Consider the following 12397-nt stretch of genomic DNA (forward strand, 5'->3'; position numbering starts at 1 on the left):
GCGGCCGCGGCGGGCCACCGGCCGGTGGCCGGGCAGGACCCGAGGGTGGCCGCGGCTGCCCGCCACCGCCCGCCGGTGCCGGCCCGGAGGCAGCCTGCGGCGGCCAGGCCCCACCGGCAGGCGGCTGGGGCCCACCGGCAGGCGGCTGGGGCCCACCGGAAGGCCCGGGCGGCCCAGGAGGTCCAGGAGGTCCAGGAGGTCCCGGCGGCCCCGGAGGAGGCCCGGGCACCGGCGGCCGCTGCGGCCCACCGGCGGGCGCCGCGCCGGAGACGGGCGCGCCGACGGGCGGCCGCGGCGTGGCGGCCCGCGCATCCGCGAGCGCGTCGGCGAACGTCGGATTCCTGCCCTGCGATTCGGCGGCATCCGCCAGCGCGGCCAGATCCTCGATACTCAGCGTGCGATTCGGCGTGTCGCCTTTGCGCGGTGCCTGACCTGATGATTGAGTTGTCGCAACGGCATCGGGGACCTCCACCGTCAGCTCATATTTCTGAGTTCCGAAAAGGCCACCGACCCCGCCGGTGCGCACTTTTTCGGCAGAGACGATGACAGCATCCGGCCCGTGCTCCGCGCGGACCTGCGCGAGCAGCTCTTCGAGGTCACGACCCTCAAGCAGCAACCGGGTAGGCACCATTCACCACCCCAATAGTCTCAATCCGCAGCGTACTCCCGGCGATCTCTGAGTAGGACAGAACCGGTAAACGCGGCAATGCCATCTGCACCAGTTTCCGCAGAGCGTTGCGCAGTTGCGGTGAGCAGACGAGGACGGGACTGACGCCCCGTTCCTCGCCGAGTTCGGTGATTCTGGTCAGGTCGGCGAGCATCGACTCGGCGCGTGCCGTGTCGATCAGCAGCTGCAGTCCGCTGTCGGTCGGCCGCAGCGATTCCAGCAGCTGCTGCTCCAGCCTCGGCTCGAGCGTGATCGCCGTGAGGGTGCCGTCGTGGGCGTACCGGGCGGCGATCGCCGGCCCGAGCGACGCCCGCGCCGCCTCGACCAGCGAGTCGGGGTCGGTGGACTGCTTCGCCTGCAGCGACAGGGATTCGAAGATGCGCACCAGGTCGCGGATCGGCACGCCCTCGTCGAGCATGGTCTGCAGCACCCGCTGGACCTGCCCGAGGCTGAGCGCCGACGGGGTCAGCTCCTCCACGACGACGGGGTGCGTGCGCTTGACGATCTCGGTGAGCGCGCGGACGTCCTCGCGCCCCAGCAGGCGGCTGGCGTGCACGCGGACGATCTCCGCCAGGTGCGTGATGATGACGGACGCCCGGTCGACGACCGTCGCGCCGGTGAGGTCCGCCTGGTGCCGCAGCTCGGCCGGCACCCACTTGCCGGCCAGGCCGAAGACCGGCTCGACGCCGGCCCGGCCGGGCAGGAAGTCCAGGCCGTCGCCGATCGCCAGGACCGTCCCGGGCGGCGCCTGGCCGCGGCCGACCTCGACGCCGCTGATGCGCACCGCGTACGTCGACAGCGGCAGCTCCAGGTCGTCGCGGGTGCGCACCGGCGGCATGACGATGCCGAGCTCCAGCGCGACCTTGCGGCGCAGGGCCCGGACCCGCTCCAGGAGGTCGCCGCCGCTGGCGTCGACGAGGTCGACGAGGTCGGGCGCCAGGGCCAGCTCCAGCGGGTCGACCCGCATCTCCCCCAGCAGCGTCTCCGTCGGGTCCGGCGGTGGCGGCTCGGCCTCGGCGGCGGCAGCGTCCTGCTGGTCGGCCTCGCTGACGGGTTTCGGCAGGCGCTGGGCGATGATCAGCACCGCCGCGCCGACGAGCAGGAAGGGCAGCTTCGGCAGCCCGGGGATGAGGCACAGCGCGAGCGCCGCGCCGCCGCCGATCTGCAGCGCCCGGCGGTTCTGGCTGAGCTGCTTGCTGACCGTGGCGCCCATGTCGCCGTCGTTGGCGGAGCGGGTCACGATGAGGCCGGTCGCCACGGACAGCAGCAGCGCCGGGATCTGCGAGACGAGGCCGTCGCCGACGGACAGCAGCGAGTAGGTCTGGATCGAGTCGGTCGCCGACAGCCCGCGCTGCAGCATGCCGATCGCGAAGCCGCCGATGAGGTTGACCAGCGTGATGATGATGGCGGCGATCGCGTCGCCCTTGACGAACTTCGACGCGCCGTCCATCGCGCCGTAGAAGCTCGCCTCGGAGGTGATCTCGGTGCGGCGCTTGCGGGCCGTGGCCTCGTCGATGAGGCCGGCGTTGAGGTCCGCGTCGATCGCCATCTGCTTGCCGGGCATCGCGTCGAGGGTGAAGCGGGCGCCGACCTCGGCGACGCGCTCCGCGCCCTTGGTGATGACGATGAACTGGACGATGAACAGGATCAGGAAGATGACGAGGCCGACGATGAGCGAGCCGCCGACGACGAAGTGGCCGAACGCCTCGATGACGTCACCGGCGAAGCCCTCGGTGAGCACGAGCCGCGTCGCGCTGATGTTGAGCGACAGGCGGAAGAGCGTCGCGATGAGCAGCAGCGAGGGGAACGACGAGAACTCGAGCGGCCGCTTCACGTACATGCTGACCAGCACGATCACGAGCGCCAGCGTGATGTTTGCGGCGATGAGCGTGTCCAGCAGCATGGCCGGCAGCGGCACGACCATCATGAGGATGATCAGCACGATGCCGATGGGCACGACGAACTGCGACAGGCGTTTGGGCACGCTCTCCCCGTCTTTCCGATGTGACGCGTTCACCTGATCGGTGCCGAACGGGTAGTTCTGAGGGTTTTCCTTTGGTTGCAGGGCCGGGTGCCGATCGTCAGGGGCGTGCAGCCCGCAACGACCTCCACTCCCGACTCGACGCAGCTCGTCCACATCGGACGCCAGCCGCTCTACGACTGGTCCGGGCACGTCGTCGGCTACGAGCTGCTGTTCCGCGGCGCCGCGGACGAGGTCGAGGCGTCCCGGCGCAGCGCGTACGCGACCAGCCAGGTCATCGTCAACGCGTTCACCGAGTTCGGCCTGGAGCAGCTCGTCGGCGGCCGCAAGTGCTTCATCAACCTGACCCGCGACTTCCTCGTCGGTGACCTGCCGCTGCCGTTCGACCCGGACCACGCGATCCTGGAGATCCTGGAGACCGTCGAGATCGACGACGCGGTGCTCGCCGGGACCGCGAGGCTGGTGCAGCAGGGGTACGAGATCGCCCTCGACGACTTCGTGTTCGGCCTCGGCCACGAGCGGCTGCTGGGCCTGGCCTCGTACGTGAAGCTGGACCTGCTCATCCGCGAGCCCGAGGAGCTCGTCGAGGTGGTGGCCCGCTGCCGCCGCTACCCGGGGATCAAGCTGGTCGCGGAGCGGGTGGAGATCGAGGAGCACATCCTGCTGGCGCAGCGGCTCGGGTTCGACCTGCTGCAGGGGTACGCCGTGGGCCGCCCGCAGGTGCTGACGGCGGTCGCGCTGTCACCGTCGCGGCTGCGCCGCCTGGAGCTGCTCGGCGCGGTCACCGCGGAGGACGCCGACATCGCGAAGGTGTCGGCGATCGTGCAGAGCGACCCGGCGCTGTCCTACCGCGTGCTGCGGGCGACGAACTCGGCCGCGTCCGGGCTGCCGCGCAAGGTGGCGTCGGTCCGCGACGCGGTCGTGCTGCTCGGCTCGGCGAAGATCCGGCAGTGGGCGGCGCTGATGCTCGTCAGCGACGTGGCGGAGTCGGCGACCGAGGACCAGCTGTCCACGACGATGGCCCGGGCCCGGCTGTGCCAGACCGTCGCGGAGCGGCTCGGGTTGCAGGGCGACGCGGCGTTCACCGTCGGCCTGCTCGCCGGTGTCGCCGAGCTCATCTCGGAGCCGGTCGCGGAGCTGGTCACCCGGCTTCCGCTGACGGTCGAGGTGGCCGACGCGCTCGTCGACGGGCACGGCCGGCTCGGCCAGGTCCTGTCGATCGTGCGGGCGTACGAGGTCGCCGACGAGCACGCCCTCGCCGCCGCGCCGGTGTCGTCGGCGGACCTGGCGAAGGCGTACCTGGCGGCGGTCGGCTGGTCGATGCGCACCATCGAGGGCGCACTGGGCCGGTAATGGCTGGTGAGAAGACCGAGCAGCCTACCGAGCAGAAGAAACGGCAGGCGCGGCGCGAGGGCACCCGGGCCCGCACGCCGGATCTCGGCGCGTGGGGTGGGGTGCTGCTGGCCAGCGTGCTCCTGCCGATGACGGCCCGCAGCGTCATGGCACGGACCCAGGACCTGTTCTCCAAGAGCACGCAGGCGTTCACCGACCCGGAGCCGGCCAAGGCCCTGGAGCTGCTCAAGACCGGCATGACCGACATCGCGATCTGCGCCGCGCCGATCACCGTGGGCCTGTTCGTGTTCGCGATCGTCGGCACCGCCGCCCAGGGCGGCCTGCGCCCGGCGACGAAGCAGCTCAAGCCCGACTTCAAGAAGCTCAACCCGATCAAGGGCCTGAAGCGCACGTTCGGCGGCCAGGCGGCGTGGGAGAGCGTCAAGTCCCTGGCGAAGGTGATCATCCTCGGCGTCGTCGTCTACAACACGATGCACACGCTGGTGCCGACGCTGCTGGGTGCGACCGCGATGCCGCTGCAGACGATCATCGGCCTGGTCGCCGACACGGTGCTGAAGGTCATCAGGGTCGCCGCCGTCACCGGCCTCGTGCTCGCCTTCGCCGACTACTTCGTGGCCAAGCGCCGGGTCAACAAGCAGCTGATGATGTCGAAGGAAGAGATCAAGGAGGAGCACAAGAAGTCCGAGGGCGACCCGCACGTGAAGGGCCACATCCGGCAGCGGCAGCACGAGATGGCCCGCAGCCGGATGATGGCCGACGTGCCGCGCGCGGACGTCGTGGTGGTCAACCCGACCCATGTCTCGGTGGCGCTGCGGTACGACCCGACGAAGGGCGCCCCGAGAGTGGTCGCGAAGGGGCAGGGCGTGATCGCGCTGAAGATCCGTGAGGTCGCCACCGAGCACCGGGTGCCGATGGTCGAGGACGTGCCGCTCGCCCGGGCGCTGCACGCCGCCTGCGAGATCGGCGACGAGATCCCGGCCGAGTTCTTCGGCGCGGTCGCCCGGGTGCTCGCGTTCATCATGATGCTCAAGTCGAAGGGGTCCGCCGCCGGCGTGCACACGGTGCCGGAGCACCGTTAGCGTGCTGGCATGGACGACTTCGACGTCGTGGTGGTCGGTGCCGGTCCGGCGGGCGCGGCGGCTGCGCTCGCCGCGCGGCGGGCCGGCGCGAGCGTGCTGCTGCTGGACAAGGCCGGCTTCCCGCGCGACAAGCCGTGCGGTGACGGGGTCGCGCCGCACGCCCTCGACGTGCTCGCCGGGCTCGGCGTGACCGGCGTCGAGGACGGCTTCGCGCCGGTGCCGTCGCTGCGGCTCGTCGGTCCCGCCGGTGGGGCGGTCGCCCGCAGGCACGCCCGCCCCGCGTACACCATCCCCCGGCTGGTCCTCGACGAACGGATCGCAAACGGGGCGGTGGCGGCCGGGGCGGTGCTGCGCCGCCACACCGTGCGCCGCATCGAGGAGCGCCCGGACCGGGTGGTCGTCGACGGGGTGGTCTCGGCGCGGGCGGTCATCGGCGCCGACGGCGCGTATTCGACGGTGCGCAAGGCGCTCGGGCAGCCGCCGAACGGCCCCGGCCACCTGGCGCTCGCCATCCGCGGCTACGCGCCCTTCGCGGGGCAGCCCGCCGAGCAGCGGATCGTGACCGCGTCGCGGGAGTGGCCGGCCTACGCGTGGGCCTTCCCGATCGGGGACGGCACCGCCAACATCGGCTACGGGGAGGTGCTGCACGGCCGGCCGATCTCCCGGGCGCACCTGCTGGACCGCCTCGCCGAGCTGCTGCCCGACGTGGACACGGCGGCGGCGACCGGGCTGCGGGCGCACCACCTGCCGCTGTCGACGCGCCGCCCGGCGCCGGCCCGGGGCCGGCTGCTGCTCGTGGGCGACGCGCTGTCGCTGATCAATCCCTTCACCGGCGAGGGCATCTTCTACGCGGTGCTGTCCGGCGCCCTGGCCGGCGCGGCGGCGGCCGGTGACGCGCCGGCCAGGCGGTACGCCGCGGCGCTGCGGGGCCGGCTCGGGCGGCACCTGCGGCACTCGCGGGCGGCGGCGCTGCTCGGCGGCCGGCAGTGGATCGTCAACGCCGCGGTGCGCGCCGCCGACCGGCGCCAGGCGGTCTTCGACGACCTGATCGAGCTCGGCCTCGGCGACGGCACGCTGACCCCGCGCACGGTCGGTGCCATCGCCCGCCACGTGGTCACGCGCTGAGGTTCTCCGCCATCCGGGCCAGGGTGCGCACGGTGGTCAGGTAGTCCTCGCCGGGGACGCCCTCGGCGACCCGCCGGCGGACCGCGGCCACGTCGGCGGCGATCGCCGCCCTCGCCCGCTCGCCGTCGTCCGTGAGCGCGCCGTCCTGCCGCATCCACCCCCGCCGGACCAGGTCCTGCCGGCACTCCTCCTGCCCTTCCCACAGCGGGTCCTCCGGTCCGAGGCCGTTGAGCAGCTGCCAGTGCCGGCGGCGCAGCCCCTGCCGGTCCAGCGCGGCCACGAACGCGCCCTCGATCCGCTGGTCGAGCTCGCGCAGCCAATAGCCGATCGGCCTGTCCTCTGGTTTCATGGGTTCCACCTGTACATGCCTCCAGAATGTAGATAACAAAAATTATGCATCCTTCCCTTGCCGCCGTCGAGACCGCGATGGTGTCGATCCGGCGCAGCCAGACCCGGCGCGCACTGGCCCGCAGCGGCCCGCCCAGCGGGGTGGACCCGGCGGTCTTCGACGTCGTCGACGCGGTCGAGGGGCTGCGCGACCGCGCGACGGTGACGGCCGTCGCCGCCGCGCTCGACGTGGCGCAGCCCCGCGCGAGCAAGCTCGTCGCCGCCGCCGTCGAGGCCGGCTGGGTGCGGCGCGAGGCCGACCAGGACGACGGCCGCCGGTCGCTGCTCGTGCGCACCCCGGCCGGGCTGGCGCTGTGCGAGCGGGTGCACGCCGCGCGGCGGGCGAGGTTCGCCGCAGCGACCGCCGGCTGGACGCCCGCGGAGGTGGAGACGTTCGCCCAGCTCCTGACCCGCTTCGTCGCGGGCCTCACCGAAACGGCCGGACAACGGCACTGAGCGTCGATTCTTCAATGCTCCGGCGCACGGTAATCTTCGCGCCAGAGGTGATGTGGTTGACCGGCTCCGACGGCCAGGACGATGCGCTCATCGAGCCTGCGCTGTCCGACCTCGCGCACCGGTGGGTCGCCGCCGTCCGCCGGACCAGCTTCCTCGACGTGGGCGCCGAGGCGCTCCGCGACCGCTTCGAGCAGCTGGTCACGATGCTCGCCGGCGTGCTGCGCGCCGACCCGTTCGACCCCCGGCCCGCCGCCGGAGCCGGCTCGGCGCTCGTCGACGTCGGGCTGTCCAGCCCCGAGGCGCTCCAGCACTCCATCGCCGTCCTCGCCTCGCTGCCCGCCGCCGCGGACGTCAAGCCCGACGAGGACAGGATCGGCGCGGTCCTCGGCGCGGTCGCGGCCGGCTTCACCCGCGCCGGCCGGCAGCGGATCCTCGACGACCAGGAGCGCATCCGCCGCGCCTGGGCCAGGGCGCTCACCGACGCCGAGCACAGCCTGCAGCTGGAGCTGCACCACCAGGCGCACCACGACCCGCTGACCGGGCTGCCCAACCGGGTCCTGCTCTACCGGCACCTCACCGACACGCTCGGCGAGGCCGGCGGCCGCGACCGGATCGGCGTCTGCTTCCTGGACCTCGACGAGTTCAAGACCGTCAACGACACCCTCGGCCACGGCTCCGGCGACCGGCTCCTCGTCGCCCTGGCCGACCGGCTCCGGGCCTGCGTCAACGGCGCCGGCCACTTCGTGGCCCGGGTCGGCGGCGACGAGTTCGTGGTGGTCGTGCGCCACAGCACCGGTCCCGGCCAGCTGACCGAGCTGGCCGAGGCGATGCTGGCCGAGCTGAGCAAGCCCGTCCGCCTCGACAGTCACGAGCTGTCCGTGTCGGCCAGCATCGGCATCGTCGAGCAGCCCTGCCACGGCGCCGACCCCGACGAGCTGCTGCGCGCCGCGGACGCCACGCTCTACCTGGCGAAGGAGGAGGGCCGAGCCCGTTACGCGCTCTTCGACGCCAAGCGCAACGCGCAGCAGGTCCTGCGGTACGGGCTGACCGGCCGCCTCGCGGGTGCCCTGGACCGCGGCGAGTTCGAGCTGGTCTACCAGCCGCTCGTGGCCCTCGCCGACAACCGGCTGCGCGGTGCCGAGGCCCTGCTGCGCTGGCGCCACCCGGACCTCGGCACCGTCTCGCCCAACACGTTCATCCCCGTCGCCGAGCAGTCCGGCATGATCCATCCGCTGGGCCGCTGGGTCCTGCGCGAGTCGTGCCGCGTCGCCGCCGACTGGCAGCGCTCACACCCCGACACGCCGCTGCTCATCAGCGTCAACGTCTCCCCGCGCCAGTGCACCGACCCCCGGCTGCTCGACGACGTGCGGCACGCCCTCGCCGACACCGGCCTCTCCCCGGCCAACCTCCAGCTGGAGCTGACCGAGACCGTCCTCATGCAGTCGACCGGCCAGCCCATCCAGACCCTGCGCACCATCGCCGACCTGGGCGTGCGCATCGTCATCGACGACTTCGGCATCGGCTACTCCAACCTCGCCTACCTGCGCCACCTCCCGGTCCACGGCCTGAAGCTCGCCGGCGCCTTCATGGCCGGCATCCGCTCCCTGGCCAGCGACCACGTCGACGAGCAGATCGTGGAGACGGTCATCCGCCTGGCGCACACCCTGCAGATGACCGTCACCGCCGAAGGCATCGAGACGGCCGACCAGGCCGGCCGCCTCGCGTCGCTGGGCTGCGACCTCGGTCAGGGCTGGCACTTCGGCCGCCCCGTGACCGCCGGCGAGATCCCCTCCCGCTGAGGGCCTACTTCAGGACCTCGCGCAGGCGGGGCGCGAAGGTGGCCGGGTCCTCCACGAAGGCGATGTGCCCGCCCGGGAACACGGCACGGTCCGTGCCCAGCTCCGTGGCCAGGGCGGCCGACGTCCGGTCGCAGATCTGGCCGGTGGAGGCCTCCCCGACGGCGACGACGATCCGTACACCGGACGAACGCAGCGCCGCGAGATCCGGCTGGAACAGGGTGGTGCCGCGCATCTCGTGCAGGAACCAGAACCGCTCGTCGGCCTCCTGCTGGGCGTCCGGCGGGGGCGGCGCGGCCGAGGGGTCCATCGGGATGTTGGCGTTGACCAGGAACTTCATCCAGGCGCCGGGCACGTCGCCGGCTGCGTAGGTGGCGATGATGTCCTCGATCGCCACCCGCTGCCCGGCGGCGTCGGGCAGGAGCTCCGTCACCGGCGGCTCGTGGGCGACGAGCGTGTGCATCGCGCCGGGATGCGCCTGCGCCAGCGCCAGCCCGGTGACGGCGCCGCCGCTCGTACCGAAGACGGCGGCGGGACCCTCGTCCAGGTGGGCGATCAGCGCGGCCAGGTCGGCCGCGCGCAGCTGCGGGGTCGAGTCCGCGTCCGGGTCGTCGGGGACGCTGCCGCCGACGCCTCGAGGGTCGGTCGTGAGGACGGTATGGTCGGCGGCGAGCAGGTCGGCCAGCGGCGCGAGGAACCTGGTGCCCATCGGGGCGCCGGCGAGCACCAGCAGCGGACCCCGGCCGCGCACCTCGTAGTACAGGGTGGCGTCGGGCACGCGCAGCGTGTGGTTCATGAAACTCCTCCAGACAAGGCGGTGGAAATGTCAGTCGGAACATCGGTCGACAGTGAGACCGGCGCCGGGGCGCAGAATCGTCGCGATCCCGCCGACGAGTTCACGAGACTGGTCGAGCCGCTGCGGGCGCAGCTGCACGCGCACTGCTACCGGATGCTGGGCTCGGTCCACGACGCCGACGACGCGCTGCAGGACGCGCTGCTGCGGGCGTGGCGCGGGATCGGCGCGGTCAAGGAGCGGGGGTCGCTGCGGGCGTGGCTCTACACCGTCGCCACCCGCACCTGTCTGGACCTCGCCGCGGCCCGGGGACGGCGGGCGCTGCCGATGGACCTGGGGCCGGCCAGCGAACGCGTCGAGCTCGCACCCGCCCCGCTGCCCGAGGTCGCGTGGCTGGAGCCGTACCCGGAGGCCGTCTGCGAACGGCGCGAGACCGTCGAGCTGGCGTTCGTCGCGGCCCTGCAGCACCTGCCGGGCAACCAGCGGGCGGCGCTGCTGCTCTTCGACGTGCTGGGCTTCTCCGCCGCCGAGATCGCCGCGATGATGCGGACCACGCCCACGTCGGTGAACTCGGCGCTGGCCCGGGCCCGCCGGCTCGTCGCGGAGCGCGTGCCGGCGCCGACCCAGCAGCGGACCCTGCGCGACGTCGGCGACGCGCGGGTGCGGGAGCTCGTCACCCGCTACGCGACGGCGATGGAGCGCGGCGACACGGCCGGTCTCGTCGCGCTGCTCACGCAGGACGTGACCTGGTCGATGCCGCCGCTGCCGCACTGGTACCGCGGGAAGGCCGCGATCGAGTTCGCCGCCGAGCTGCCGCTGAAGCGCTGCGGCTCATGGCGGCACCTGCCGGCCACGGCGAACGCCCAGCCCGCCGTCGCCTGCTACCTGCGCGACAGCGGCACGGGCCCGCACCGCGCCTGGTCGGTCAGCGTGCTGACCCTGCGCGGCGACCGGATCAGCGCGATCACGTCGTTCATCGGCGAGGAGCACTTCGACCGCCTCGGGCTGCCGTTGACGCAGTGACCGTCACGCGCTGCTGCGGCGCAGGCGGATCCAGCGGTACCCGTAGCCGGCCAGCTGCAGCGCGGTGAAGTCGCCGGCCGGGCCGTACTCCCGGTCGGCGAAGACGTCGTTGGGCAGGTGCGTCTCCTCGGCCAGGTCGCCGAGGTCGACGACGGCGTCCTCGGTGCCCAGGTTGTGCAGGAACAGCACCGAGCCGGTCGGCCCGTCGGCCCGGTGGGCGAGCACCCCCGGCGGCAGGGGCCGGTCGACGCACGTACACACGCCGCCGCCGACCTCCGGAATCTCCCGGAGGGTGCGGATCATCCGCTCGAACCACGCCAGCAGCGACCGGTCGTCGTGCCGCTGGGCGGTGACGTTGACCCGCTCGTAGCCCCACTCGCCCTTGCTGATGACCGGGCGGATGGGCTCGGCGTCGCTGAACCCTCCGTTCTTCGCGAACGACCACTGCATGGGGGTGCGGATGGCGTACCGGCCGACCTGGGTCAGGTCCTCCCCCATGCCGATCTCCTCGCCGTACCGCAGCACCGGGGTGCCCCGCAGCGTGAACTGCAGCGAGTAGGCCAGCTCCAGGCGGCTCCGGTCGTTGCCGAGCATGGGCGCGAGACGGCGGCGGATGCCCCGGTCGTACAGCCGCATGTCCTCATCGGGACCGAACTGCGCGAACACGTCCTCGCGCTGCTCGGCGGTGAGCCGGGACAGGTCGATCTCGTCGTGGTTGCGCAGGAACGTCGCCCACTGCCCGCCCGCCGGCAGCTTCGGCGTGGTCCGCAGCCACTCGATGACCGGCTCGGGGTGCTGCCGGGCCAGCGCGAGGACGAGCCGGCCGTTGAGCATGAAGTCGAACAGCATGTGGATGCGGTTGCCCGACCCGCCGGAGTCGCCGAAGTACTCCGGCAGCTTCTCCGGCTCCACGTTCGCCTCGGCGAGCAGGACCGCGTCGCCGCGCCGCCACTGGATGTGCTGCCGCAGCTCGCTGAGATAGTCGAAGTCCATCGGGCTCTCGGGGACCCCGGGCTCCGTCAGCTCGATGATGAACGGCACCGCGTCCATGCGGAACCCCGCGACGCCGAGCTGGATCCAGAAGGCCAGGATCTTCTTCACCTCGGCCCGCACCAGCGGGTTGGCGAAGTTGAGGTCCGGCTGGAAGTCGTAGAAGCGGTGGTAGTACCAGGCGCGGGCCTTGCGATGGTACGTCCAGGTCTCCTTCTGCTCGCCGGGGAACACCATTCCCTGGTAGCGGTCGGACGGCTCCTTGTCGGACCACACGAACCAGTCGCGGTACGGCGAGTCCTTCGACGCGACCGCCGACTGGAACCACGGGTGCTCGTCCGACGTGTGATTCACCACCAGGTCGATGATGACCTTGATCCCGCGGTTCGCCGCCTCGTGCAGCAACTCGGCGAAGTCGCCCAGCGTGCCGAGCCGGGGATCGACGTTGTAGAAGTCCGTGGCGTCGTACCCGTCGTCCTTGCCAGGTGTCGGATGGATCGGATGCAGCCACAGGCAATTGATCCCGAGCCTGGTCAGGTAGTCGAGGCGGCTGATGAGACCTTGAAAGTCACCGATGCCATCGCCGTTGGAGTCCTGGAACGTCTCGACGTCCAGGCAATAGATGACACTCTCGGTGTACCAGCGCTCGCCCATGTGGTCCGGGGTTACCGAATCGGGCTTCACGCAAACGCGCGCTTGCGTGCCCCCGCCCCGACCGCGAGGATGGCTCCCGGGGGGCTGATGGTC

General features: G+C 72.3%; 10 protein-coding genes. 6 read left to right on the forward strand and 4 right to left on the reverse strand.

Translation table 11 applies throughout. The annotated features are described in order from the left end of the window. Positions 1-605: 605 nt before the first annotated feature. Positions 606-2651 (reverse strand): flagellar biosynthesis protein FlhA, encoded by a 2046-nt coding sequence (gene flhA / locus AB0J72_RS55835; protein ID WP_363416447.1) that lies wholly within the window; start codon positions 2649-2651, stop codon positions 606-608. Between the two features lie 105 nt (positions 2652-2756). Between flhA and AB0J72_RS55840 the strand changes: the two genes are divergently transcribed. Genes AB0J72_RS55840 through AB0J72_RS55850 form a run of 3 tightly spaced genes read left to right on the forward strand, consistent with a single transcriptional unit; the run spans position 2757 to position 6205 of the window. Next, positions 2757-4001, forward strand: a complete 1245-nt coding sequence (locus tag AB0J72_RS55840) for an HDOD domain-containing protein (protein WP_363416450.1) — start codon at positions 2757-2759, stop codon at positions 3999-4001. Continuing rightward, positions 4001-5080, forward strand: a complete 1080-nt coding sequence (locus AB0J72_RS55845) for an EscU/YscU/HrcU family type III secretion system export apparatus switch protein (RefSeq protein ID WP_363416453.1) — start codon at positions 4001-4003, stop codon at positions 5078-5080. Before AB0J72_RS55840 ends, AB0J72_RS55845 begins: the two co-directional genes overlap by 1 nt. Before the next feature lie 9 nt (positions 5081-5089). After that, a complete protein-coding gene (locus AB0J72_RS55850) occupies positions 5090-6205 on the forward strand; it encodes a geranylgeranyl reductase family protein (RefSeq protein WP_363416456.1) in 1116 nt (371 codons plus the stop codon). On the opposite strand, the gene AB0J72_RS55855 is transcribed toward AB0J72_RS55850, so the two are convergent. Next, positions 6195-6554: a hypothetical protein gene (locus AB0J72_RS55855; RefSeq protein ID WP_363416459.1), complete on the reverse strand. Its 360-nt coding sequence runs from the start codon at positions 6552-6554 to the stop codon at positions 6195-6197. The two genes, AB0J72_RS55850 and AB0J72_RS55855, sit on opposite strands and share 11 nt — an antisense overlap. Before the next feature lie 44 nt (positions 6555-6598). Here AB0J72_RS55855 and AB0J72_RS55860 point away from each other — a divergent pair, with 44 nt between their 5' ends. Continuing rightward, on the forward strand, positions 6599-7048 hold the full coding sequence (locus tag AB0J72_RS55860) for a MarR family winged helix-turn-helix transcriptional regulator (protein ID WP_363416462.1): 450 nt from the start codon (positions 6599-6601) through the stop codon (positions 7046-7048). A 56-nt stretch (positions 7049-7104) separates the two neighbouring features. Then, on the forward strand, positions 7105-8847 hold the full coding sequence (locus AB0J72_RS55865; protein ID WP_363416465.1) for a bifunctional diguanylate cyclase/phosphodiesterase: 1743 nt from the start codon (positions 7105-7107) through the stop codon (positions 8845-8847). Positions 8848-8851: 4 nt separating this feature from the next. Here AB0J72_RS55865 and AB0J72_RS55870 read toward each other — a convergent pair whose 3' ends face one another. Beyond that, on the reverse strand, positions 8852-9640 hold the full coding sequence (locus tag AB0J72_RS55870; RefSeq protein ID WP_363416468.1) for an alpha/beta hydrolase: 789 nt from the start codon (positions 9638-9640) through the stop codon (positions 8852-8854). Between the two features lie 27 nt (positions 9641-9667). On the opposite strand from AB0J72_RS55870, the gene AB0J72_RS55875 reads away from it, so the two are divergent. Beyond that, the gene (locus AB0J72_RS55875) at positions 9668-10660 is read left to right on the forward strand and encodes a sigma-70 family RNA polymerase sigma factor (RefSeq protein WP_363416471.1); all 993 of its coding nucleotides are present in this window, start codon (positions 9668-9670) and stop codon (positions 10658-10660) included. A gap of 3 nt (positions 10661-10663) precedes the next feature. On the opposite strand, the gene AB0J72_RS55880 is transcribed toward AB0J72_RS55875, so the two are convergent. Beyond that, positions 10664-12304, reverse strand: coding sequence for an alpha-amylase family protein (locus AB0J72_RS55880; protein WP_363416474.1), 1641 nt, complete (start codon positions 12302-12304; stop codon positions 10664-10666). Positions 12305-12397: the final 93 nt, after the last annotated feature.

It is taken from the genome of Dactylosporangium sp. NPDC049742, from assembly GCF_040674675.1.
Lineage (GTDB): Bacteria > Actinomycetota > Actinomycetes > Mycobacteriales > Micromonosporaceae > Dactylosporangium > Dactylosporangium maewongense.

What these genes read in the sequence shown, in the direction of transcription:
- AB0J72_RS55845 (WP_363416453.1), top strand. Translation starts at nt 4,001, where the DNA reads ATGGCTGGTGAGAAGACCGAGCAGCCTACCGAGCAGAAGAAACGGCAG.
- AB0J72_RS55870 (WP_363416468.1), bottom strand. Translation starts at nt 9,640, where the DNA reads ATGAACCACACGCTGCGCGTGCCCGACGCCACCCTGTACTACGAGGTG.
- AB0J72_RS55855 (WP_363416459.1), bottom strand. Translation starts at nt 6,554, where the DNA reads ATGAAACCAGAGGACAGGCCGATCGGCTATTGGCTGCGCGAGCTCGAC.
- AB0J72_RS55875 (WP_363416471.1), top strand. Translation starts at nt 9,668, where the DNA reads ATGTCAGTCGGAACATCGGTCGACAGTGAGACCGGCGCCGGGGCGCAG.
- AB0J72_RS55860 (WP_363416462.1), top strand. Translation starts at nt 6,599, where the DNA reads ATGCATCCTTCCCTTGCCGCCGTCGAGACCGCGATGGTGTCGATCCGG.
- AB0J72_RS55850 (WP_363416456.1), top strand. Translation starts at nt 5,090, where the DNA reads ATGGACGACTTCGACGTCGTGGTGGTCGGTGCCGGTCCGGCGGGCGCG.
- AB0J72_RS55880 (WP_363416474.1), bottom strand. Translation starts at nt 12,304, where the DNA reads ATGGGCGAGCGCTGGTACACCGAGAGTGTCATCTATTGCCTGGACGTC.